Raw genomic sequence first — 21,777 nt, 5'->3', positions numbered from 1 at the left:
TTGAAGCATGGCAGATTTCGTTGCGGTTCTGAAAAAGACGCTCGACGGCCTCGGCGACACCACGCCGGAAATGCGCACGCGCGTCTACGACAAGGCCCGTTCGACCATCGCGGCCAAGCTCGCCGCGATCGATCCTCCGCCGCCCGCCTCTGTGGCGGAGCGTCAGAGGCGCGCGCTTGAAGATGCGATCAGAGAGGTCGAGGGCGGCTACGCCAGGCCGGCCGCCCCGCCTTCTTCGACCGACCCGCTGGCGGAACTGGAAAACATCTTCTCGTCCATCGATCGCAACCGGAACCAGCCGAACCATGCGCGGCCCGGCGCGGCACCCGCTGTCGCGCCCAGGACTGCCGCCGTGCCCAGGACTGAAGCGCCGCCGCCAAGGCCGCAGCCTTCCGCTCCCGTGCCACAACCGGCAGCGCGAACGACCACGCATACTGGTTACGAACCGAAGCCCGTTTCCACCGAAACGGCCTGGAAGAAGACTTCCCCCGCGACTGTTTCCACAGATACGGAAAAACGCGGCGCCGGTGCGGCCCGGCCCTTGCCGGCGCCCGAATTCGACGATCTCGACGACGAGCCGGTCTCGTTCGAAGACCATCGGCTGCACGAGGAACCGACCGAGCGGCGGCGTGGCTACGGTGGACTGATCGCCGCACTCGTTGCGCTGGCTGTCATCGCCGGGGGCGGCTACGGCATCTGGCTGAACAAAGATGCGTTCGAGGATATGCTCGGTCTCAACAAGACCGAGACCGCCAAGCAGGAGCCAGCCGAACCCGCAAATCCGGCCGAGACCGCCAAGGCCGAACCGGAGGAGACAGTGCCGCCGGCCACCGAGCCTTCCGCTTCGCAGCCCGCCGCCGGCGAGACGCAGAAATTCACGCAACGGTTGCAGCCGGACGGCAGGGAGACCGATCCGGGTCCGGCCGGAGGCGAGAACCATATCGGCGAAGGCACGTCGGTGGTTGCATTGACCACGCCGGCACCCGGCACCCCGCCGGTCGAGTCGCCAGCGCCGGGCGCCGCAACGTCGTCCGATTCGCCGGCGGACGGGACCCAGTCCGGAGCGGCGCCGCCGCCGGCTTCGGGCGAAAGCGGCGCACCGGCCGCGTCCTCCACGCCGCCGGCCGCGGGCCAGTCGGTTGCCGTGGCGCAGAAGGCGATCTTCTACGAGGAGCGCACCAATACCGCCGACGGCTCCGCCGAGCCCGGCAGCATCGTGTGGTCGTTGGTGCAGGAATCGCCCGGCGGCGATGCGCCGCCCGAACCGGCGATCCGCGCCGAGGCGACCATTCCCGGCAAGGACATCCAGCTTCGCATGACGATCCGGCGCAACACCGACCAGACCCTGCCGGCCAGCCACATCATCGAGATGATCTTCCTGACGCCTGACGGGTTCGACGGCGGCGGCATCGACAACGTGCTGCGCATGGCGATGAAGGGCACCGAACAGGAAGCGGGAAGTCCGCTGATCGGCATTCCCGCCAAAATATCCGACGGCTTCTTCCTGATCGCTCTCAACGACACCAAGGCCGATGAGGACGCCAACCTGACCCTGCTGCGCAATCAGGACTGGATCGACATCCCCGTCGTCTACAAATCGGGTCGCCGGGCCCTGCTCACCATGGAAAAGGGAATTCCGGGCGAAAAGGTGTTCGACGAGGCGCTGAAGGCCTGGCAGGCGAAAGACTCAGGCTGATTCCTGTCCAATTGCAGCCCGAAATCCGGGCCTGACACTCCTGGCTCTGGCGGTCTCTCCCGCCGGGTGCTATAGAAGGACGCGATGGGGATGGAGTTCCCCCGAAACCGCCGCAAGGCTGATGACTCCTACCGCGACAACCGGCGGTGGGAGTGCGTCTGAAGCACCCGCCGTCAGGCGGGTTTTTCATGTCCGGCATGAAAAAGCCCGCTCTGGAGAAAAGGAGTGTGCATGTCGTTTCTGACCTGCCTGATCGTCATGGCCGGCGGCGCCCTCGGCACGCTGGCACGTTATCTCGTTTCGCTGCTCGCCCTGCCGATCAGCGGCAACCTTCCCTGGGGAACGATCATCATCAACATAACCGGCTCGCTGCTGATCGGCTTCTTCGGAACGCTGACGCTGGCGCACGGACGGTTTCCGGTTTCCGAGAACGTGCGCCTGTTCGTCATGATCGGCTTCTGCGGCGGTTACACGACCTTTTCCTCGTTCAGCCTGCAGACGCTGGACCTGCTGCGGAGCGGTGCGACGGGCAGGGCGGCGGTCAATGTCGTCGCCTCGATGATCCTGTGCGTGGTGGCGGTCGCGGCGGGCCATCAGATCGCGGCGCTGATGAATGGCGGAGCCCCCGAGGTCGCGCAACTTCCGATCGAGGAAGAAGCGTCGTAAAGCGCCTGCGGTCCTGCCTAAAAGTGGCTTATGCGTCGGCGGCAACGATCAAGAATGTCGGCCGTTCGATTTCGGCGGCGAGCGCCGGCATCTGCGCGATCTGGGCGTCGCTCGGGCGGAATTCCTCGATGCGACGGATCGTGAAGCCGGCCGAGACGAGTTGGTTGAGCGTGGTCGCCATGGTGCGATGGTATTTCAATACGCCCTTGCTGAACCAATCCGTGCGCCGCTCGCCCTCCCGGGCATAGCTGTCGAGACGCCAGATCTGCTTGCCGCCCTCCGCCTCCAGCCAGCCCGGTTTCATCGACGCCATGAAGATCGGATGCTCGATGGAAAAGACCAGGCGTCCGCCAGCGGCAAGCGATCGGTGGATGCTGCGATATAGCCTTGCCGTATCGGGCAGGTAGTGGAAGGCGAGCGAGCTGTAGACGAGATCGAAGGCTGCCGTGTCCGGCTCAAGCGTCTCCAGATCGGCGTGGCAGTAGGTGACGACGGCGCTGGCGGTGTCGGACCGTGCTTTCGCCAGCATTTTTTTGGATATGTCGATGCCGGTGACGGCGGCCGCTCCCTGTTCGAGCGCCCAGCGGCAGAACCAGCCGTAGCCGCAGCCGAGATCGAGTACCCGCCTGCCTTCGAGGTCGGATAGCATCGATTTCAGCACCGGCCATTCGGGCGCACCCGCCAGGCCGAGCCGCGAGCGCTCCAACTGTGCGTAGCCGGCAAAGAAATCCGGCTTGTCGTAGATATTCTGGGCCATCGTCTCGCTTCCTGCCGCCCGGACAAGGTCAAGCCCTTGTCAAATGATCCGTGCGCGGGAAAAGGCGGAGGCCTACCCCTCCAGTTCCTCGCGGAGCATCTCTAGTTCAAGCCATTCCTCTTCCAGCGCCGCCAGAGTCGCACGCTCCTTGTCGAGCGCGGCGATCGTCTTTTGGAAGCCGCCCGGATCGCGCTCGTAATAGGCCGGGTCGGCGATGGCGTCCTCGAGCCGGGCGATCGATTGAGCGACGGCCTCCATTTTCTTCGGAAGATTGTCCAGCGCGAATTGCTGTTTGTAGGAAAGCTTTTTCGCCGCCGCTTTCGGTTGGACAGCCGCAGTCTTTTCCTGAGTCGGATCGGCTTTCCTCTGGACTTTTCGGTCGTCCAACCGTCTGCCGCCGCGTTGCGCCAGCATGTCGGAATAGCCGCCGGCGTATTCCACCCAGCGGCCGCCACCCTCCGGCGCGATCACGCTGGTCACGGTGCGGTCGAGGAAGTCGCGGTCGTGGCTGACCAGCAGCACCGTGCCGGAAAAGCCGGCGACGAGCTCCTGTAAAAGCTCCAGCGTCTCCATATCGAGGTCGTTGGTCGGCTCGTCCAGCACCAGAAGGTTCGCCGGCCGCGCCAGCACGCGCGCCAGCAGCAGACGCGCCCGCTCGCCGCCGGAAAGCTCCTTCACCGGCGTGCGCGCCTGCTCCGGCTTGAACAGGAAGTCCTTCATGTAGGAGACGACGTGGCGCTGCTCACCGTTGACGACGAGGTTTTCGCCGCGCCCGTCGGTGAGGTAGTGCGCCAGCGTCTCGTCCGGATCGGCCGCGTCGCGCTTCTGGTCGAGCGTGGCGATCTCCAGATTGACGCCGAGGCGCACGCTTCCCGAATCCGGCGCGAGTTCACCCGTCAGCATCTTGAGCAGCGTCGTCTTGCCCGCGCCGTTCGGACCGACGAGGCCGATGCGGTCGCCGCGCTGGATGCGGGTGGAGAAATCCTTCACCACCGCGAGATCGCCGAAGCTTTTGGCGATGCCTTTGGCCTCGATGACAAGTTTCCCCGACTCGGCCGCGTCGCTGGTTGCCAGCGTCGCCGTGCCTTCGGCGCCGCAATGCGTGTGGAAGCGCTGGCGCATCTGCTGGAGTTCGCCGAGCCTGCGCATGTTGCGCTTGCGCCGCGCAGTCACGCCGTAGCGCAGCCAGTGTTCCTCGCGCACGATCTGGCGGCCGAGCTTGTGCTGCTCGCGCTCCTCTTCTTCGAGGATCTGGTCGCGCCATTCCTCGAAATGGGCGAAGCCCCTGTCCAGCCGCCGCGTCCGGCCGCGATCGAGCCAGACGGTGGAGCGCGAGACGCGTTCGAGGAAACGGCGGTCGTGCGAGATCAGGATGAGCGCGGACGAAGTGCGGACAAGTTCCTCCTCCAGCCATTCGATCACCGACAGGTCGAGGTGGTTGGTCGGTTCGTCGAGGAGAAGAATGTCTGGCTCCGGCGCCATGACGCGAGCGAGTGCCGCCCGGCGCGCCTCGCCGCCGGAGAGTCTGGCCGGATTTTCCTCGCCGCTCAGTCCCAGATGCTCCATCAGGTAAGTGGCGCGGTGCGGATCGTCGGCGGGGCCAAGACCGGCCTCGACATAGGCGTGCACCGTCGCGAAGCCGTCCATGTCCGGCATCTGCGGCAGGTAGCGCACGGTGGCGGTCGGCTGGCGGAATACCTCGCCGTCCTGCGGCTCGATGAGCCCGGCGGCGATCTTCAGCAGCGTCGACTTGCCCGAGCCGTTGCGCCCCACCAGCGCGATCTTGTCGCCGCTGGAGGCGGCAAGGTCTGCGCCGTCGAGCAGCGGCGTACCGCCGAAGGTGAGTTTTATTCCGGCTAGATTGAGAAGCGGCGGCGCCATCTACTCTGTACCCCCACCCCTGGCCCCTCCCCACAGGGGGGAGGGGAACTTTGGGCACGCGGCAACCACCCTTCTCCCTTGTAGGGAGGGGGCAGGGGTAAATTCGATACCGCTCGGGTTCAAAGCATGACCTATGGATAAGGATGTGCCAGAAGCAGCGCCCTGCCGGAGCCGAGGGTGGTCTCCAGTCGCCCGCGCACTTCGTTCGAGATGGTGAGCGACGAGCCGAACGGCACCTGCACCGCATCGAGGGGCCATTTCGCGCCGGCGATCGACAGCCCGGCGAGATCGGAAAAGCCGAGGATCGAGAACAGCGTGCTGTCGGCAAAGTCGAAGCGCATATGCCCGGCGCGCAAGGGCAATCCCTCTTGCGAACCGCTGGTCAGGACGACCTCATGGCCGGCTTCGGCCAGCCGCAGGGCGAGCGTCATGTGCAGGAACGCGTGATCGGCGCGCGGCCCGCCGAAGGCGCCGGTCAGCACCAGCGCGGTCGCGCCGCGCTCGAACGCCACGTCTACGGCCAACTCGCCGTCGGTCTTGTCCTTCTCGGGCGGAAAGGCAAGCCTCGGGACCGCCGCCAGATCCGCCGGCAGGTCGCCGGGCGCGGAATCGAAATCGCCGACCCACAGTTCCGGCACGACGCCCAGCGCCGCCGCATGCGCCATGCCGGCATCCGCCGCGATCACCCGGCTGCCGGCGATCTGGTGGTCGAGCCTGGGCGTGCGCGTCAGTTCGCCGCCGAGAAGGATGGTGAAGGTGCTCATCGGGCCAGCGCCATAGCAGGGCGTTCGCGGAAACGGAAGCGGCGTGCGGCCGTTTCGTCCCGAACGGGGAGCCAACATTCGCTTGCGCGGTTGCGGAGACGGCCCTATGTCTCGAAGCGCTCTAACGGGGTGCCGGACGTCGATCCGGCTGAGAGGCTTCGAGGCCAACCCGCTGAACCTGATCCGGTTTGTACCGGCGGAGGGATTAGACGCTTCCCCAGGCGCCAACTCCCTTGTTTGATGAAAAGGAGGCGCCGATGCGCAAAAGACTGTCCGTGCTGATCTCCACTCTTGCCCTCGCCCTGCCGGCGCTGCCGGCCGCGGCGAAGGACAAGCTGACCGTCTATACCTACGAAAGCTTCACTGCCGAGTGGGGTCCCGGTCCCGTCGTGAAGAAGAACTTCGAGGACGAATGCGATTGCGAGGTCGATTTCGTTTCGGTCGAGGACGGCGTGGCCCTGCTCAATCGCGTCAGGCTGGAAGGCAAGTCCACCAAGGCCGACATCGTGCTCGGTCTCGACACCAATCTGACGGCCGAGGCGAAGGCGACCGGCCTGTTCGCGCCGCATGGGCCGGTCGAGAATGTCGACGTGCCCGGCGGCTGGAGCGACGACACCTTCGTGCCTTTCGACTACGGCTATTTCGCCGTCGTCTACGACACCGAAAAGATGAAGGCACCGCCGAAGAACCTGAAGGACCTTGTGGAGGGCGATCCGAGCCAGAAGATCGCGATCCAGGATCCGCGCACTTCGACGCCCGGCCTCGGCCTGGTGCTGTGGATGAAATCGGTCTACGGCGACAAGGCCGCCGACGCCTGGGCGAAGCTGAAGGATCGGGTGCTGACGGTGACGCCGGGCTGGAGCGAATCCTACGGCCTGTTCACCAAGGGCGAGGCGCCGATGGTGCTGTCCTACACCACCTCGCCGGCCTACCACATGATTTCGGAAAAGACCGATCGCTATCAGGCAGCCTCCTTCTCAGAGGGCCACTATCTGCAGATCGAAGTGGCCGGCATCACCGTCAATGGGGAGAAAAACCCGCTATCGCAGAAATTCATCGCCTTCATGACCGGGCCGGGCTTCCAGGACGCTGTTCCAGAAACGCAGTGGATGTACCCTGCGGGCAAAACCGACAAGCCGCTCGATCCGGCTTTCGACAAGCTCGTGAAGCCGGCCAAGACCCTGATGTTCAGCCCCGAGGAGGTGGCGAAGAACCGAAAGGCCTGGGTGGACGAATGGTTGGGCGTGATGAGCAAATGAGACGCGGCAGATCCTCCCCTCTTGAGGGAGAGGTGTCGCCCCCCGGGTCCGGCCAAAGGCCTGCCCGAGGGCAGGCTCAGGCGACGGAGGAGGTCGGTCGAGCCGGTACCGGACAGAAGCCGGCGTCGAGTTTGGTGGAGGCGACCCCTCCCGGCGGCTTCGCGGCCACCCTCTCCTCGAAGGAGAGGGATGGGCGTATCACCGCCGGCATCGTCGCGCTGGCCTTCATCGCCGTTCTGATCGGCGGGGCGTTCGCGGGGCTGATCTTCGAAGGCGTAGGCGACCCGTCCGGGGCGCTGTCGGCATTCGATCCCTATCTTCTTCGCGTCGCCCGCTTCACGCTGTGGCAGGCGGCGCTCTCGACGCTGCTGTCCGTGCTGCCGGCCCTGTTCGTCGCCCGGGCGCTGGCGCGGCATCCGCGCTTTGCTGGCCGCACGCTGATCCTCCAGCTCTTCGCCGTGCCATTGGCCCTACCCGCGATCGTGGCGGCGCTGGGCGTCCTGTCGCTCTATGGTCGCGCCGGCTATTTCGCCGGCTTCCTGTCCGGGCTCTCCAGCGGACAGTGGCCCGGCATATACGGCCTTGCCGGCATTCTGGTCGCACATGTCTTCTTCAACCTGCCGCTGGCCACCCGGCTGTTCCTGGAGGCGTTGCAGGCCGTTCCGGGCGATCAGTGGCGGCTGGCGAGCCAGCTCGGCATGGGCAGCGGCGCGGCGTTCAGGCTCATCGAATGGCCGGCGCTCAGGCAGGCGCTGCCGGGTATCGCCGGGCTCGTGTTCATGCTGTGCGTCACCTCCTTCACCATCGTGCTGACGCTGGGCGGCGGTCCGGCCGCCTCGACGCTTGAGGTCGCGATCTACCAGGCGCTTCGCTTCGACTTCGATCCGGCACGGGCCGTGGCGCTGACTTTCCTGCAGGTCGCGCTGACCGCTGTCGTCGTCGCCCTGCTGGCCCGGCTCGGCACGGATATGACGGGCGACGCCAACCTGCCGGTGGCGCCACGCCGCTATATGCCGAACTCGGCGGCGGGAACGGTGTTGGATGCCGTGCTGATCCTGGTCTCGCTGCTGTTCGTCGCCGGACCGATGCTGGCCACCGTGACCGCCGGACTTCAGGCGGACCTCGCGCGGCTGGCGGCGGAGGACGCGGTGCGGCGAGCGACCGTGACCTCGGTCTTGCTCGCCTTCCTGTCGGCGTTTCTTTCTACGGCGCTCTCTCTGGCGCTCGCCGTGGCGCGGCGAGCGCTGTCTCTCGGGAAGCGTCGTCCGGTCCTTGAATTCATGACCGGCACAGGCGCTGGTTTCGTGCTGGTGGTGCCACCGATCGTCGTCGGCGCTGGCTGGTTCATGGCGCTGCGCCATTTCGGCGACGTCTTCGCCGTGGCGCCGGTCATGGTGGTCGCGGTCAACGCCGTCATGGCCATGCCCTTCGCGATCCGCGCGGTCCGGCCCGCCTATGACGCGGCGAGCGAGCGGCATGAGCGCCTGTGCGCCCAACTCGGCATCGCCGGCTGGACCCGCCTCATGCTGATCGACTGGCCATCGCTGCGGCGGCCGATGGCGACCGCCTTCGCCTTCGCCACGGCGCTTTCACTGGGCGATCTCGGCGTTATCGCCCTGTTCGGCTCGAACGAGGTGCAGACACTGCCCTATCTGCTGCTGGCGCGCATGGGCAGCTACCGTACCGAGGATGCAGCGGGCCTTGCGCTGTGGCTCGGCGTGGTATGCCTGTCGCTTATGCTCGTCGCCGACAGGCTGGGAAGGGAGCGCAACGCATGAGCGCGACAGAAGAAAACGGGGTCGCCGTGCGATTGGAGGAACTCGCCTTCAGCTATGGCGAGACCGCCTTCTCCTTCGACGTGACCTTCGCGGCCGGTGCGATCACGGCGCTGATGGGGCCGAGCGGATCGGGGAAATCGACTCTGCTCAATCTCGTCGCCGGCTTCGAGACGCCCCGCAGCGGTTGTGTCTGGATCGGCAGCAACGACGTAACCAGCGCGCCGCCCGCCGCCCGTCCCGTATCGATGGTGTTCCAGGAGAACAATCTGTTCGCGCACCTCAGCGTCGAGGACAATGTCGGGCTCGGGCGCTCGCCGTCGCTGCGCCTGTCTTCCGGGGATCGCACGGACATCGCGGCGGCGCTCGAGCGTACCGGCCTGGCCGGCAAGCAGAAGCGCCTGCCGCGCGAGCTTTCGGGCGGCGAACGTCAGCGCGTGGCGCTTGCACGCGTGCTGGTGCGGGCGCGTCCGGTGCTGCTGCTGGACGAGCCGTTCGGCTCGCTCGGCCCGGCGTTGCGCGCCGACATGCTGGACCTCGTCCTTGCCCTGCATGCCGAACAGGGCATGACCGTGCTCTTCGTCACCCATCAGCCGGAGGATGCCGAACGGATCGCCGGCTCGGTCGTCTTCCTTGAGGAGGGGCGCGTCGCCGCGACGGGCGACGCAAGCGATTTCTTTTCCGGCTCTGGACCCGAGGCGTTCCAGCGCTATATCGGCGCTGGCGGTCGATCACGCGATGTTGCCCGCAAGCGGACATAATTGACGGCCAAAGACCGCATATTGTTTGCTGGACCCGCCAGCCGCCGCCCGAAGCGACTGGAGCCGTCGCTTGAAACGGGTTAGGCAGACGGGTCCGATGATCGCGGCGAATCGGAAAGGAAGCCACACTGTCGACGGGCCTTGATACGACCCGCATGAGCTGGCGAGCCCGCCTCGGCGTGCTGGCGGGACTGCTCGTGCTCGCCGCCTGCCAGACGGTGATGCCGGATTCGGTGGAGGAATCGAGCTTCCAGCCATCCGACAAGCCGGTCACCGTCGATAATTTCTCGGCCAACAGCAGGCTTGCGGAACTGGCCAAGGCGCAACATCCGCGCATCCTCGCCACCTATGGCGGCGAATATTCCGACCCCAAGCTGGAGCGCATGGTCGCCAAGGTCGTCGGCAACCTGACCACCGTGTCGGCCAACCCGACCCAGACCTACCGCATCACCATCCTGAACTCGCCCAACGTCAACGCTTTCGCGCTGCCGGGCGGCTATCTCTACATCACGCGCGGCCTGCTGGCACTGGCCAACGACTCGGCCGAGCTCGCCGCCGTCATCGCGCACGAAATGGGTCATGTCACCGCCAATCACGGACTGGCGCGGCAAAAGCTGGAAGCCGAGGAAGGACTTGCCACCAAGGTCGTGTCCGACGTGCTCGGCGACAGTCCGGCCGCCAAGGCGGCGCTCATCCGCAACAAGCTCAGGCTGGCGCAGTTCTCGCGCAACCAGGAGCTGGAAGCAGACGCCATCGGCATCAAGTCGACCGGCGAGGCCGGCTACGATCCCTATGCCGCCGGCCGCTTCCTGCAGTCCATGTCGGCCTATACCGATTTCCGCTCCGTCAGCGGCGCCACCGATGCCAGCCTCGACTTCCTGGCCACGCATCCGAATACGCCGCAGCGAATCGAACTGGCGCAGCGCCATGCCCGCGCCTTCGGTCCGCCGGGGGTCGGCACGCGCGACCGCGATTCCTTCCTGGCAGGCATAGACGGGCTGCTCTACGGCGACACGCCCGACGAAGGCTATGTGCGTGGCAACACCTTCCTGCATCCGAAGCTCGGCGTCGCCTTTTCGGTGCCGGACGGCTTCATCATCGACAATTCGGCCGCCGCCGTGACCGCAACCGGCCCCGGCGACATGGCCATCCGCTTCGACGGCGTGAAGATCGACGCGGGCCGTTCGCTGAGCGACTATATCAAGAGCGGCTGGGTGGCCGGCCTCGATCCGTCGAGCATCCGCCAGACGACCATCAATGGAAACGAAGCGGCGCAGGCGCATGCCAGAGCCGACGGCTGGCAGTTCGACATCACCGTCATCCGCGCCGGCGATCAGGTCTATCGCCTGCTGACGGCGGCGCCTGCGTCCAGCGGATCGCTGAGCCAGGTCGCACAGACAGTGAGCGGCTCGTTCCGCGTTCTGAGCTCTGCCGAAAAAGCCGCGCTGAAGCCGCTGCGCATCCGCGTCGTGACCGTGCGGCCCGGGCAGACCATGGGAACGCTGGCGGCGCAGATGGTGGGCGTCGACCGCAAGCTCGACCTCTTCAAGGTCCTCAACGCGATCGGCCCCGCCGGCAATGTCTCGACCGGTGACAAGGTCAAGATCATTACGGACAGGTAGGGTTGTGGATTCGCCGCTCGCAGCCCGGCATGACGCGCTATTGCTTCGCTCGTTAGCGGGCCGTTTGGTGTCGCTTATGCGGCCCTCGCCAGGAATTCCGGGTTCTGCTCGACCAGCGCGGCCTTGAGCTTTTCCAGCGCCCGCACCTCGATCTGGCGCACCCGCTCCTTCGAGATGCCCAGCACCGAGCCGAGCTCCTCCAGCGTGGCGCCCTCGTCGGTCAGCCGGCGTTGCTCGATGATGCGCAATTCCCGGTCGTTGAGCGCCGAAAGCGCCGTTCGCAGCCAGTCGGCGCGGCGTTGAAGGTCGATCGTCTCGCCGACGATCTCGTCCGGCAGCGGCTCGTCGTCGACGAGAAAGTCCTGCCGCTCGGCCGATCCGCTCTCGTCGGCCAGCGGTGCGTTGAGTGAGGAATCGGGACCGGAAAGCCGCGAATCCATCATCGCCACATCCTTTTCCGATACGCCGAGCGCGACCGAAACCTCATGATAGAGCGCATCGTTCGAAAGCGGCTCCGACCCGTTGGCGAGCCGGGCGCGCAACCGACGCAGGTTGAAGAACAATGCCTTTTGCGCCGATGAGGTGCCGCCGCGCACGATCGACCAATTGCGCAGGATGTAATCCTGCATGGAGGCACGGATCCACCAGGTGGCGTAGGTGGAGAAACGCACCTCCCGTTCGGGCTCGAAGCGGGCCGCCGCTTCCAGAAGTCCGACATGCCCTTCCTGCACGAGATCGGAGACGGGCAGGCCGAAGGTCCTGAACCTGGCGGCCATCGCAATCACCAGCCGCATATGGGCGAGCGTGATGCGATGGAGCGCCTGCTGGTCATGCTTTTCCTTCCAGCGGCAGGCCAGATCGTGTTCCTCGTCGCGCTGAAGATAGGGCGCGCGCATGGCCGCCCTGACGAAATTGCGCCCGGCGCTGTCCTGCATCATCCCGTCGCTCCCTTCAGCGGTTCCGAGAAGGCGGCGAGCTTGAAATACGTCCGCCACGCCCTACAACCGCTTATAACGGCACACGGCAGACAAGGTTCCGCCGCGCGGGCGGCTGAGCCGTCTCGTGCGACGCGATGGTAACGAGAGCGAGGCAGGAGATTGAAATCTCATTCCAATATCGCCTTGAAACAGAAATTTTATTCCTTAAATCATTGCTTCGTTTCTGACACATTTCGCGCCCACGTGCCGGCCGCATCGCCGGTTCAACTCAGGATCACACAATCATGAAGCCGTTTCTCACCCTCCTCGCCGCCGGCGCGTTGTCGCTAGCGGCCATCGCCTCCGCCCAGGCCGGCGCTGATTTCGACAAGATCAAGAAGTCGGGCGAATTTCGCATCGGCACCGAAGGCACCTACGCCCCCTTCACCTATCACGACGCCGACAACAAGCTCGTCGGCTTCGACGTCGAGATCGGCCGCGCGATCGCCAAGCGGCTGGGGGTCGAGCCGAAATTCATGGAAGGCAAGTGGGACGGCCTGATCGCCGGACTCGACGCGGACCGCTACGACGCCGTCATCAACCAGGTCGGCATCACCGAGGAGCGTCAGAAGAAGTATGACTTCTCCGATCCCTACATCGCCTCCAAGGCGGTGCTGATCGTCAAGGCCGACAATGCCGACATCAAGAGCTTTGCCGACCTGAAAGGTAAGAAGTCGGCGCAGTCGCTGACCTCGAACTTCGGCAAGCTGGCCGAGAAGAACGGCGCCGAACTGGTCGGCACCGACGGCTTCGACCAGTCGATCCAGCTCGTGCTGACCGGCCGCGCCGACGCCACCATCAACGACAGCCTGTCCTTCTACGATTTCAAGAAGCACAAGCCCGACGCTCCGGTGAAGATCGCCGCACAGGAAGCGGACGCCGACCATTCCGGCGTCATCGTGCGCAAGGGCGATCCCGAGCTGGTCGCCGCCATCAACAAGGCACTGGCCGACATCAAGGCAGACGGCACCTACAAGAAGATATCCGACACCTATTTCGGCCAGGACGTCTCGCAGTAAGGGGCGTTTGCAGCGGGCAGGTTTGTCCGTAAGGTTGAAGCGGCGCGCGGTTTCCGGGCGTCGCTTTTCATATGCCAGCCGGCCGGGCCGTGCTCGCAAGGGAGAGACGAGTGCCGGACTGGCTGCAACTGATGCTGAACTCGCTGCCCACGCTCCTGTGGGCGGCGCTGATCTTCACCGCGCCGCTGACGCTGCTGTCCTTCGTGCTGGGGCTGATCGTCGGGCTGCTGACGGCGCTGGCGCGGCTGTTCGGCCCGAAGCCGCTGGTGGCGGTGGCGCGCTTCTATGTCTGGATCTTTCGCGGCACGCCGCTGCTGGTCCAGCTCTTCCTCATCTTCTACGGCCTGCCGTCCGCAGGCATCCTGCTCGACGCCTTTACCGCTGCGCTGATCGGCTTCACGCTCAACATCGGCGCCTATTCCTCCGAGATCATCCGCGCCGTGATCGCCTCGGTGCCGCGTGGGCAATGGGAAGCGGCCTATTCCATCGGCATGACGTGGAGTCAGGCGATGCGCCGCACCATCCTGCCGCAGGCGGCCCGCACCGCCGTGCCGCCGCTCTCCAACACCTTCATCTCGCTGGTCAAGGACACCTCGCTCGCTGCCGCCATCACCGTGCCGGAGATGTTCCAGGCCGCCCAACGCATCGTCGCCGTCACCTACGAGCCGCTGATCCTCTATATCGAGGCCGCGCTCCTCTACCTTGCCATGAGCTCGGTGCTGTCGGCGCTGCAGGCGCGGCTGGAGACCCGGCTCAACCGCTATGGCGGTTTCCTGGAGGCGCGGGCATGAGCGACATGATCGAGCTGAAGAACATCGAGAAGCGCTTCGGCGACAATGTCGTGCTCAGGGACATTTCCGTGTCGATGGCCGAGCGCAGCGTCACCGCGCTGGTCGGGCCGTCCGGCGGCGGCAAAAGCACGCTGCTGCGCTGCATCAACCTGCTTGAGCTGCCGAATGCCGGCACCGTGCGCATCGGCGCGGAGGCGCTGACCTTCGGCACCGGCAGCCGCGTCGCTACCGGCGATATCCAGCGCCTGCGCCGCCAGACCGGCATGGTGTTCCAGAACTTCCAGCTCTTCCCTCATCGAACGGCGATCGAGAACGTCATGGAAGGGCTGACCGTGGTGCTGAAATGGCCGGAGGCGAAAGCGCGCGCGCGGGCGATGTCGCTGCTCGAAAAGGTCGGGATGGCGCAAAAGGCCGACGCCTGGCCGGCGACGCTTTCAGGCGGTCAGCAGCAGCGCGTGGCGATCGCCCGCGCACTGGCGCCGTCGCCGCGGGTGCTGCTGTGCGACGAGCCGACCTCGGCGCTCGATCCGGAACTGGCGCAGGAAGTGGTCGACGTGCTCAGCCGGCTGGCCGACGAGGGCACGACGATGGTGATGGCGACCCACGATCTGCGCCTTGCATCGACGGTCGCCGGCGAGGTGATCTTCCTCGAAGCCGGCGAGATCGTAGAGAAGGGACCGGCCGCCGCGGTGTTCGGCAGGCCTGAGCGTGAGCGGACGAAGCGTTTCATCGCCACGCTGCGCCAGGAACAGCAAACCAGCGCATCCGCCACCTGAAGGCGGCGACCGCACATCGGCGACCGAATTTTTTTGGGGAAGTGACGATCCACGCAACCGATGGAGAAGTTGATCCCGGGAACCTACAAAGTAGGTGGGCGCCGTATGGCCAGGCCCACGAGCCCAACCAGGGACAGCTCCCTTCGAGATCGATAAGGCCCCGGGGAATGTCTCTCCTGCCGCGAAGCGCAGACCGTCGATGGCCAATATAGAGCGTGGTTGGGCGGTTCGCCAGCGGGAACGCGCGACTTGGAATAAAATCAGCGTTGGCGCACCCCCACCTCTCACCCCTCACTACAAGGGGGAGGGGTGCGCCGCCATTGCCGATCGCCCAGCCGGTTGCATCCACCACCGTCTGCTTCTAGACCGGACACACTCAAACCGGAGCCAGCCCATGCGTTTCGAAGGCACGGATGCCTATGTCGCGGACAGGGATCTGATGGTGGCGGTCAATGCCGCGATCGCGCTGGAGCGGCCGCTGCTGGTCAAGGGCGAGCCCGGCACCGGCAAGACCGAGCTGGCGAGGCAGGTGGCGGCGGCGCTCGGCCTCGACCTCATCGAGTGGAACGTCAAGTCCACCACCCGCGCCCAGCAGGGCCTCTACGAATACGACGCCGTCTCGCGGCTGCGCGATAGCCAGCTCGGAGACGAGCGCTTCAACGATATTTCCAGCTACATCAAGCGCGGTAAATTGTGGGATGCTTTCGCCTCGCACAAGAAGGTCGTGCTGCTGATCGACGAGATCGACAAGGCCGACATCGAGTTCCCCAACGATCTCCTGCAGGAACTCGACCGCATGGAGTTCTTCGTCTACGAGACAGGCGAGACGGTGAAGGCCGCTGTGAGGCCGATCGTCATCATCACCTCGAACAACGAGAAGGAGTTGCCGGACGCTTTCCTGCGCCGCTGCTTCTTCCACTACATCCGTTTTCCCGACATCGAGACGCTGCAGCGGATCGTCGATGTGCATTATCCCGGCATCAAGCAGAAGCTGGTGCATGCCGCGCTGACGCAGTTCTACGAGATCCGCGAGATGCCGGGGCTGAAGAAGAAGCCGTCGACCTCCGAGGCGCTGGACTGGATCCGCCTGCTGGTCGCCGACGACGTCGCGCCGGAGGATTTGCGCGGCGATGCAAAGAACGCCCTGCCCAAGCTGCACGGCGCGCTCCTGAAAAACGAGCAGGACGTGCACCTGTTCGAACGGCTGGCCTTCATGGCGCGACGACAGGGAGCCGGATCGTAAAGGCGGCATGGCAATGGAAAACCGCGCCTGTCCCATCGCCGTCGCCTGCCGGGCGCAATAGGAAGGCGGAAACCCGGAGGAAAACAATGTCCGTCACCGTTCGCCCGCTGGAAGCGTCCGATCACGCCGATTGGCGGCGTTTGTGGACGGCCTATCTCACCTTCTACGAGACGACAGTGCCGGAGGAGGTTTACGAGACCACCTGGAAGCGGCTGTTCAGCGAAGGCGCATTCGAGCCGAAGGGTTTCATCGCGCTGCTGGACGGGAAGGCCGTGGGCCTGACGCATTATCTCTATCATCGCTCCTGCTGGTCGCTGGTCGACAACTGCTACCTGCAGGACCTGTTCGCCGATCCGGACGCGCGCGGCAGGGGCGTCGGCGCCGCGCTGATCGAGGCGGTGAGGCGGGAAGCGGGCAAGATAGGTGTCAAAAACGTCTATTGGATGACCCACGAGACCAACGCCACGGCGCGAAAACTCTACGACCGCGTGGCGCGGCGGACGGGCTTCATCGAGTACGATCTGCTGTAGGAGAAAATGTTCCTCCCCTTCTTCCTCGAGCTCAAGGCCGCGAAAGTTCCTGTTTCGCCCAGGGAATACCTCTCGCTGCTGGAAGGGCTGGAGGCGGGGATCGCCGACTACGATGTCGAGGCCTTCTACTATCTCGCCCGCGCCGCGCTGGTGAAGGACGAGCGCCACATCGATCGCTTCGATCAGGTTTTCTCGCATGTCTTCAAGGGGCTGGAGGCGCTGTCCGGCGAAGAGGGTATCGATGTCGCCGATCTGCCGGAGGAGTGGCTGCGACGACTGGCGGAAAAGCACCTGACCGACGAGGAGAAGAAACTGGTCGAGGCGCTCGGCGGCTTCGATACCCTCATGGAGACGTTGCGCAAGCGGCTGGAGGAGCAGAAGGGCCGGCATCAGGGCGGTTCGAAATGGATCGGCACCGCCGGCACCTCGCCCTTCGGGGCCTATGGCTACAATCCCGAATGCGTGCGCATCGGCCAGCACGAAAGCCGGCATCGCAGCGCAGTCAAGGTGTGGGACAGGCGCGAGTTCAGGAACTTCGACGATACGGTGGAACTCGGCACGCGCAACATCAAGGTGGCGCTGAAACGGTTGCGGCGCTGGGTGCGCGAGGGCGCGGCGGAGGAATTCGACCTGCCCGGCACCATCCACGCCACCGCCGAGCACGGCTATCTCGACGTGCAGACGCGGCCGGAGCGGCGCAATGCGGTGAAGCTCCTGATGTTCTTCGACGTCGGTGGCTCGATGGACGACCATGTCGCCCTCGTCGAGGAATTGTTTTCGGCCGCCCGCGCCGAGTTCCGCCACATGGACTATTTCTACTTCCACAATTGTCCCTACGAGGCCGTGTGGACGGACAACCGCCGCCGTTCCGAGACGGTTGCGACGCACGACCTGCTGCGCAGATACGGCCCGGACTACAAGGTCGTCATGGTCGGCGACGCCTCCATGAGTCCCTACGAGATCGCCATGTCCGGCGGTGCGGTCGAGCACTGGAACGAAGAGGCCGGGGCGGTCTGGCTCGATCGGCTGCTCGGCCAATGGCCGCACGCCGTCTGGCTCAACCCGGTGCCGGAAAAGCACTGGGGCTACACCCGCTCGATCGGCATGATCCGCGATATCTTCGGCGAGCGCATGTATCCGCTGACGCTGGCAGGGCTGGAGGCAGCGACCAGGCAATTGTCACGCCGGCAATGAAGTCGTGGCGCTGACTATCCGGGGTAACGAATGCCTGTATCGAAACGAATTGATCGTTGGAACCGGCGGCAAGCCGGCCGATAAAAAGCCGACAAGGCAGGAGATCATCATGGACACCCATGCCTATCCCGTCACCCGCACCGACGCCGAATGGCGCGCCCTGCTGACCCCCGAGCAGTACGACGTCATGCGCGGCCACGGCACCGAGCGCCCTGGCAGTTGCGCGCTGCTTTACGAAAAGCGCGCGGGCGCCTTCAGATGCGCCGGCTGCGACACCCCGCTGTTCGAAAGCACGCTGAAGTTCGAGAGCGGTACCGGCTGGCCGAGCTTCAACGATCCGGTGCCGGGGTCGGTCGAGACCACCACCGACCGTTCCCACGGCATGGTGCGCACCGAGGTGCATTGCGCCACCTGCGGCAGCCATCTCGGCCATGTCTTTCCCGATGGCCCGCCGCCGACCGGGTTGCGCTACTGCATCAACGGCGTGGCGCTGAAATTCGAGCCCTTCGCCGACTGACCGGCCAGCGACAGCCGCAGACAGGACGAGTTGCCGCCCGAAAGGGCAGTCGTTCTTGCGTGGGGACTATCCTTGCGGCGCGGACTGGCCCCCTCAGATGACCGTCACCAACACCAGCCATGCCGTCGCAAGCAGCATATAGCCCACCGTGCTGCCGCCGGTGCGCTCGGCGGTGCGCCACACGCACAGCGCCAGGAACAGGTTGTAAGGCAGCAGGGCGAAATGCATCGGCAGGGCGACGAGCGGCGGCGTGCCCAGTCCGAGCAGCCAGAGCGCCAGCATCGACGCCAAGGCGTTCAGCGCGGACGCCACCAGCATCATGTCGCGCCAGATCAGCCTGCCGAGCGGAACCGTGCCACGCCAGCGCGAGCGGAAAAACCGCCGCGCGGCGTCGTCGCGACCGCCTGTTGCTGCCTGCCCGAGATCGGCCATGCCTTTCCCCGCGCTCCACCGAAGGCGGCAAAGTGGCCCCAATCGCCGTTGCCGCGCAAGTCCGGCGGCGCCGTCGCCGCATCGCATGGTTTACGATTCGGCAAGCGCGCCCGTTCGCCGTCCAGGGCTCAGGCGAAGCCGGGCACGTAGTCGCGCCAGCGATGCTTCGGGCTGAAGCCGAGCATCTCGCGCGCCTTGCTGTTCGACAGCAGCGTCTCGAATTCGCCGAGTTGCCGTTTGAGCGGAACACCGGGATAGAAGCGTTGCAACAGTTCCGCCGTCGGCAGGTCGGACGACGTCTCGTCATTGACCGCGTTGAACACCTGGAAGCCCAGCCCGTCCTTGGCGACCGCGAGGTCGGTCAACTGGCCGAGGTCACGCGCATCGACATAGCTCCATGCGATGCGCTTGCGGAAGCCCGGATCGGCGAACCATTTCGGGAACAGGTCGTATTCGTGCGGCTCGATGACGTTGCCGATGCGCAGCGCATAGATGTCGAAGCCGGAGCGCAGGGCAAACGCGCGCGCGGTCTTTTCGTTGACCACTTTGGATAAGGCGTAGCTGTCCATCGGATCGACGTCGTAGTCCTCATCGAGCGGGAAATAGGCCGGGTTCCTCGGCTCGTGGGCGAATACCAGCCCGTATGTCGTCTCGCTGGAGGCGATGACGATCTTTTTTATACCGAGCTTCACCGCCGCTTCGACGACGTTGTAGGTACCCAGCGCATTGATGCGGAACAGTTCGTTGTCCGGCGCGATCATGATGCGCGGAATGGCGGCGAAATGCACCACGGCGTCCACCGGCTGCGGCCTGAGCGACGGATCGAATTCGTGCAGCCCCATATAGCTCGACAACGCATTGAACACCTGGCCGCTGTCGGTGATGTCGGTGATGAGCGTGCGCACTTTCGGGTTGTCGAGCGGCTTCGTGTCCAGATTGAGCACCTGATGGCCCTGGTCGAGCAGGTATTGCACGACATGGCGGCCCGCCTTGCCGCTGCCGCCGGTGAACATGATGCGCTTGGCCATGACAACCTCCGTACCGGCCCGCCGCCGCAGGCCCTTCAACAAAACCAGACGGCGCGGCCGAAGCCGCGCCGTCGTTTTCCGATTCGGGCGATCCTATTTCTGGATGCAGGTGTCGACCGTATCCTTGGTGCATTCGTCGAGACCGGTGAAGACCGGATCGTCGACCTTCTTGCCGTCGATCAGGTCGATCATCACCGAAGGCGCCTTGTAACCCATCTCGAACGGACGCTGGCCGACCAGCGCCGTGACGAGACCGTCCTTGGCGATCGCCACCTCGTCGCCGATCGTGTCGGCCGCGCCGATGGCGAACTCGTTGCTGGCGAGCTTGTCCTTCAGCGGCCCGACCAGGTCGCGATAGGGCTGTGGCGCGCCGAACAGCGGCCAGCCGCCCATGATGCCGAAGGCGGCGAGGTCCGGATTGGCGGCGAGAATGTCGCTCATCGCCTGCACGCCCTTGGCGCCGTCGTCGTTGGTGAAAACCGGGCAGCCGGCCACTTCGGTCCAGCCGCCTTCGCCCTTCAGCTCGGCAAGCCCTTCCTGGCCCGAAAGCGAATCACGCATGCCCTGCGCGCGGCGCAGGATATTGTCGGCCGCGGCATTGCCCTCGATGGTGCAGATCTTGCCGCCCTTCGGCATCGCCTTCTTGATATAGTCGCCGATCTTCTTGCCCATCAGGTAGTTGTCGGTGCCGAGATAGGTCTTGCGCAGACTGGCGTCTTCCTTGGCGAGGTCGGCGTCCACCGTCATGATCGGGATTGACGGATTGGCGGAGCGGATCGTCTGCGCGATCAGCGGCGCGTTGGACGGCGAGATCGCGACGGCCGCCGTATCGGGCTTGCTCAATATATCCTGCAGGATCTGGGCCTCGCCGGCCTCGTCCGATGTGGAGGCGGGGCCGGTGTAGAAGCACTCGTATTCGGAATCCTTGTTCTCCGAGTTCCACTTCTCGCATCCCTGGTGCATCGCCTCGAAGAACGGGTTGTCGAGACCCTTCACGACGATGACGAGCTGTTTCTTAGCCAGAGCAGGGCCGGCGCCGAGCATAAGCGCTGCGGCCGCGGCGAGCAGAATCGATTTCTTCATGTAGGCGGTCCTCCCTTGAACCATCATGACAAAAGGAACGGAACAGGCCCGCTCCGCAGTTTCCTCCAGGCTTTCTGCGGCTGTTAGCTAATAGTGCGCCCGCCATTCCGTCAATGCTATTTGTCAGACAAAATTAGGCGCCCGACAATTGACGCAGGCTGGGCCGTTTGCGTAAATGAACCGTCGGCGGCGCGGGAGGAGCGCGCGGCGGACGATCATGGCCCCAGCCTGGGAGGAGCACTGTGGCTGTTCTGGAACTCGCGAACGTCTCGAAGCATTTCGGGGCGATTCAGGCGGTCAACGACGTTTCGCTGTCGATCGAGCCGGGCGAAGTCGTGGGCCTGATGGGCGACAACGGCGCCGGCAAATCGACGCTGGTCAAGATGATCGCCGGCAATTTCCGCCCCAGCCATGGCGCCATGCACATGGATGGTCGCGAGCTGGTCATGCATCGCCCCGTGGATGCGCGCCGCAATGGCATCGAGATCGTGCACCAGGATCTGGCGCTGTGCGACAACCTGACGGCCGCCGCCAACGTCTTTCTCGGTCGCGAATTGCGCCGCGGGGTCGGTCCCTTGAGTGTCCTCGACTACGCGTCGATGTATCGTCGTGCCGGCGAGATCTTCGCCGAATTGAAGTCGGAAACGCGGCCTCGGGACCTCGTGCGCCGCATGTCGGGTGGCCAGCGTCAGGCCGTGGCGATCGCCCGCACCATGCTGTCCAAGGCCAGGATCGTGCTGATGGACGAGCCGACCGCGGCGATTTCGGTGCGCCAGGTGGCCGAGGTGCTCAACCTCATCCGCCACCTGCGCGACAGCGGTATCGCGGTGGTGCTCATCAGCCACCGCATGCCGGACGTCTTCGACGTCGCCGACCGAGTCATCGTCATGCGGCGCGGCCGCAAGGTCGCCGACAAGACGATCGCCTTGAGTTCGCCCGAGGAAGTGACGGGGCTGATTACCGGCGCGATCGAGGCCGTTTGACCCTCTCCACACTCAACACCAAT

21 protein-coding genes, 1 other RNA gene and 2 riboswitches are annotated in these 21,777 nt (G+C 65.2%); of the genes, 14 read left to right on the top strand and 8 right to left on the bottom strand.

Annotated elements, in window-relative coordinates:
- Positions 1-7 precede the first annotated feature (7 nt).
- Complete coding sequence (locus tag ABMA46_RS01595; RefSeq protein ID WP_348997527.1) at positions 8-1,696, top strand: hypothetical protein; 1,689 nt, start codon at positions 8-10, stop codon at positions 1,694-1,696.
- A gap of 77 nt (positions 1,697-1,773) precedes the next feature.
- Positions 1,774-1,834: riboswitch (Fluoride riboswitch) on the top strand.
- A gap of 93 nt (positions 1,835-1,927) precedes the next feature.
- Positions 1,928-2,362: a fluoride efflux transporter CrcB gene (gene crcB, locus ABMA46_RS01590; protein ID WP_348997526.1), complete on the top strand. Its 435-nt coding sequence runs from the start codon at positions 1,928-1,930 to the stop codon at positions 2,360-2,362.
- Positions 2,363-2,390: 28 nt separating this feature from the next.
- On the opposite strand, the gene ABMA46_RS01585 is transcribed toward crcB, so the two are convergent.
- From ABMA46_RS01585 to ABMA46_RS01575, 3 genes are all read right to left on the bottom strand, one after another.
- A complete protein-coding gene (locus ABMA46_RS01585; protein ID WP_348997525.1) occupies positions 2,391-3,119 on the bottom strand; it encodes a class I SAM-dependent methyltransferase in 729 nt (242 codons plus the stop codon).
- A 72-nt stretch (positions 3,120-3,191) separates the two neighbouring features.
- Positions 3,192-5,000 carry an ABC-F family ATP-binding cassette domain-containing protein gene (locus tag ABMA46_RS01580; RefSeq protein ID WP_348997524.1) on the bottom strand — a complete coding sequence of 603 codons (1,809 nt, stop codon included), beginning with the start codon at positions 4,998-5,000 and terminating at the stop codon, positions 3,192-3,194.
- A gap of 131 nt (positions 5,001-5,131) precedes the next feature.
- Complete coding sequence (locus tag ABMA46_RS01575; RefSeq protein WP_348997523.1) at positions 5,132-5,764, bottom strand: thiamine diphosphokinase; 633 nt, start codon at positions 5,762-5,764, stop codon at positions 5,132-5,134.
- Positions 5,765-5,879: 115 nt separating this feature from the next.
- Positions 5,880-5,986: riboswitch (TPP riboswitch) on the top strand.
- Positions 5,987-6,021: 35 nt separating this feature from the next.
- On the opposite strand from ABMA46_RS01575, the gene thiB reads away from it, so the two are divergent.
- The 4 genes from thiB to ABMA46_RS01555 all read left to right on the top strand — a co-directional run bounded on the left by thiB (position 6,022) and on the right by ABMA46_RS01555 (position 11,181).
- Complete coding sequence (thiB, locus tag ABMA46_RS01570) at positions 6,022-7,023, top strand: thiamine ABC transporter substrate binding subunit (protein ID WP_348997522.1); 1,002 nt, start codon at positions 6,022-6,024, stop codon at positions 7,021-7,023.
- Between the two features lie 134 nt (positions 7,024-7,157).
- Entirely contained in the window at positions 7,158-8,801 is a 1,644-nt protein-coding gene (gene thiP, locus ABMA46_RS01565; RefSeq protein WP_348997916.1) for a thiamine/thiamine pyrophosphate ABC transporter permease, read from the top strand.
- Positions 8,798-9,559: a thiamine ABC transporter ATP-binding protein gene (gene thiQ, locus ABMA46_RS01560; protein ID WP_348997521.1), complete on the top strand. Its 762-nt coding sequence runs from the start codon at positions 8,798-8,800 to the stop codon at positions 9,557-9,559. Before thiP ends, thiQ begins: the two co-directional genes overlap by 4 nt.
- Before the next feature lie 155 nt (positions 9,560-9,714).
- On the top strand, positions 9,715-11,181 hold the full coding sequence (locus tag ABMA46_RS01555; protein ID WP_348997520.1) for a M48 family metalloprotease: 1,467 nt from the start codon (positions 9,715-9,717) through the stop codon (positions 11,179-11,181).
- 74 nt (positions 11,182-11,255) lie between these two features.
- Here the strand turns inward: ABMA46_RS01555 and ABMA46_RS01550 are convergent, their stop codons facing one another.
- Positions 11,256-12,119: an RNA polymerase factor sigma-32 gene (locus ABMA46_RS01550; RefSeq protein ID WP_348997519.1), complete on the bottom strand. Its 864-nt coding sequence runs from the start codon at positions 12,117-12,119 to the stop codon at positions 11,256-11,258.
- A gap of 284 nt (positions 12,120-12,403) precedes the next feature.
- Between ABMA46_RS01550 and ABMA46_RS01545 the strand changes: the two genes are divergently transcribed.
- The 3 genes from ABMA46_RS01545 (at position 12,404) to ABMA46_RS01535 (ending at position 14,744) form a co-directional block, all read left to right on the top strand.
- Positions 12,404-13,177 carry an amino acid ABC transporter substrate-binding protein gene (locus tag ABMA46_RS01545; protein WP_348997518.1) on the top strand — a complete coding sequence of 258 codons (774 nt, stop codon included), beginning with the start codon at positions 12,404-12,406 and terminating at the stop codon, positions 13,175-13,177.
- Positions 13,178-13,287: 110 nt separating this feature from the next.
- Positions 13,288-13,968 carry an amino acid ABC transporter permease gene (locus ABMA46_RS01540; RefSeq protein WP_348997517.1) on the top strand — a complete coding sequence of 227 codons (681 nt, stop codon included), beginning with the start codon at positions 13,288-13,290 and terminating at the stop codon, positions 13,966-13,968.
- A gap of 5 nt (positions 13,969-13,973) precedes the next feature.
- On the top strand, positions 13,974-14,744 hold the full coding sequence (locus ABMA46_RS01535) for an amino acid ABC transporter ATP-binding protein (RefSeq protein ID WP_348997915.1): 771 nt from the start codon (positions 13,974-13,976) through the stop codon (positions 14,742-14,744).
- Positions 14,745-14,786: 42 nt separating this feature from the next.
- On the opposite strand, the gene ssrS is transcribed toward ABMA46_RS01535, so the two are convergent.
- A non-coding RNA gene (gene ssrS / locus ABMA46_RS01530) (6S RNA) lies at positions 14,787-14,942 on the bottom strand.
- A 196-nt stretch (positions 14,943-15,138) separates the two neighbouring features.
- Here ssrS and ABMA46_RS01525 point away from each other — a divergent pair.
- The 4 genes from ABMA46_RS01525 (at position 15,139) to msrB (ending at position 18,228) form a co-directional block, all read left to right on the top strand.
- Positions 15,139-15,987: an AAA family ATPase gene (locus ABMA46_RS01525; protein ID WP_348997516.1), complete on the top strand. Its 849-nt coding sequence runs from the start codon at positions 15,139-15,141 to the stop codon at positions 15,985-15,987.
- Positions 15,988-16,073: 86 nt separating this feature from the next.
- Positions 16,074-16,517 (top strand): GNAT family N-acetyltransferase, encoded by a 444-nt coding sequence (locus tag ABMA46_RS01520; protein WP_348997515.1) that lies wholly within the window; start codon positions 16,074-16,076, stop codon positions 16,515-16,517.
- Between the two features lie 6 nt (positions 16,518-16,523).
- Entirely contained in the window at positions 16,524-17,711 is a 1,188-nt protein-coding gene (locus tag ABMA46_RS01515; protein WP_348997514.1) for a vWA domain-containing protein, read from the top strand.
- A 109-nt stretch (positions 17,712-17,820) separates the two neighbouring features.
- The gene (msrB, locus tag ABMA46_RS01510; protein ID WP_348997513.1) at positions 17,821-18,228 is read left to right on the top strand and encodes a peptide-methionine (R)-S-oxide reductase MsrB; all 408 of its coding nucleotides are present in this window, start codon (positions 17,821-17,823) and stop codon (positions 18,226-18,228) included.
- Between the two features lie 93 nt (positions 18,229-18,321).
- Here the strand turns inward: msrB and ABMA46_RS01505 are convergent, their stop codons facing one another.
- From ABMA46_RS01505 to ABMA46_RS01495, 3 genes are all read right to left on the bottom strand, one after another.
- A complete protein-coding gene (locus tag ABMA46_RS01505; protein ID WP_348997512.1) occupies positions 18,322-18,660 on the bottom strand; it encodes a hypothetical protein in 339 nt (112 codons plus the stop codon).
- Between the two features lie 128 nt (positions 18,661-18,788).
- The gene (locus ABMA46_RS01500) at positions 18,789-19,688 is read right to left on the bottom strand and encodes an NAD-dependent epimerase/dehydratase family protein (RefSeq protein WP_348997511.1); all 900 of its coding nucleotides are present in this window, start codon (positions 19,686-19,688) and stop codon (positions 18,789-18,791) included.
- A gap of 93 nt (positions 19,689-19,781) precedes the next feature.
- Positions 19,782-20,771, bottom strand: coding sequence for a sugar-binding protein (locus ABMA46_RS01495; RefSeq protein WP_348997510.1), 990 nt, complete (start codon positions 20,769-20,771; stop codon positions 19,782-19,784).
- Positions 20,772-21,013: 242 nt separating this feature from the next.
- Between ABMA46_RS01495 and ABMA46_RS01490 the strand changes: the two genes are divergently transcribed.
- A complete protein-coding gene (locus ABMA46_RS01490) occupies positions 21,014-21,754 on the top strand; it encodes an ATP-binding cassette domain-containing protein (RefSeq protein WP_348997509.1) in 741 nt (246 codons plus the stop codon).
- Positions 21,755-21,777: the final 23 nt, after the last annotated feature.

Source organism: Mesorhizobium hunchu, from assembly GCF_040081975.1.
Classification (GTDB): domain Bacteria; phylum Pseudomonadota; class Alphaproteobacteria; order Rhizobiales; family Rhizobiaceae; genus Mesorhizobium; species Mesorhizobium hunchu.
The sequence above is the reverse complement of the archived record's forward strand: the minus strand, read 5'-3'. Positions and strand labels throughout refer to the sequence as shown.

Coding starts and splice junctions, on each gene's coding strand:
- ABMA46_RS01595 (WP_348997527.1), top strand. CDS start 8: ATGGCAGATTTCGTTGCGGTTCTGAAAAAGACGCTCGACGGCCTCGGC.
- crcB (WP_348997526.1), top strand. CDS start 1,928: ATGTCGTTTCTGACCTGCCTGATCGTCATGGCCGGCGGCGCCCTCGGC.
- ABMA46_RS01585 (WP_348997525.1), bottom strand. CDS start 3,119: ATGGCCCAGAATATCTACGACAAGCCGGATTTCTTTGCCGGCTACGCA.
- ABMA46_RS01580 (WP_348997524.1), bottom strand. CDS start 5,000: ATGGCGCCGCCGCTTCTCAATCTAGCCGGAATAAAACTCACCTTCGGC.
- ABMA46_RS01575 (WP_348997523.1), bottom strand. CDS start 5,764: ATGAGCACCTTCACCATCCTTCTCGGCGGCGAACTGACGCGCACGCCC.
- thiB (WP_348997522.1), top strand. CDS start 6,022: ATGCGCAAAAGACTGTCCGTGCTGATCTCCACTCTTGCCCTCGCCCTG.
- thiQ (WP_348997521.1), top strand. CDS start 8,798: ATGAGCGCGACAGAAGAAAACGGGGTCGCCGTGCGATTGGAGGAACTC.
- ABMA46_RS01555 (WP_348997520.1), top strand. CDS start 9,715: ATGAGCTGGCGAGCCCGCCTCGGCGTGCTGGCGGGACTGCTCGTGCTC.
- ABMA46_RS01550 (WP_348997519.1), bottom strand. CDS start 12,119: ATGATGCAGGACAGCGCCGGGCGCAATTTCGTCAGGGCGGCCATGCGC.
- ABMA46_RS01545 (WP_348997518.1), top strand. CDS start 12,404: ATGAAGCCGTTTCTCACCCTCCTCGCCGCCGGCGCGTTGTCGCTAGCG.
- ABMA46_RS01535 (WP_348997915.1), top strand. CDS start 13,974: ATGATCGAGCTGAAGAACATCGAGAAGCGCTTCGGCGACAATGTCGTG.
- ABMA46_RS01525 (WP_348997516.1), top strand. CDS start 15,139: ATGCGTTTCGAAGGCACGGATGCCTATGTCGCGGACAGGGATCTGATG.
- ABMA46_RS01520 (WP_348997515.1), top strand. CDS start 16,074: ATGTCCGTCACCGTTCGCCCGCTGGAAGCGTCCGATCACGCCGATTGG.
- ABMA46_RS01515 (WP_348997514.1), top strand. CDS start 16,524: ATGTTCCTCCCCTTCTTCCTCGAGCTCAAGGCCGCGAAAGTTCCTGTT.
- msrB (WP_348997513.1), top strand. CDS start 17,821: ATGGACACCCATGCCTATCCCGTCACCCGCACCGACGCCGAATGGCGC.
- ABMA46_RS01505 (WP_348997512.1), bottom strand. CDS start 18,660: ATGGCCGATCTCGGGCAGGCAGCAACAGGCGGTCGCGACGACGCCGCG.
- ABMA46_RS01500 (WP_348997511.1), bottom strand. CDS start 19,688: ATGGCCAAGCGCATCATGTTCACCGGCGGCAGCGGCAAGGCGGGCCGC.
- ABMA46_RS01495 (WP_348997510.1), bottom strand. CDS start 20,771: ATGAAGAAATCGATTCTGCTCGCCGCGGCCGCAGCGCTTATGCTCGGC.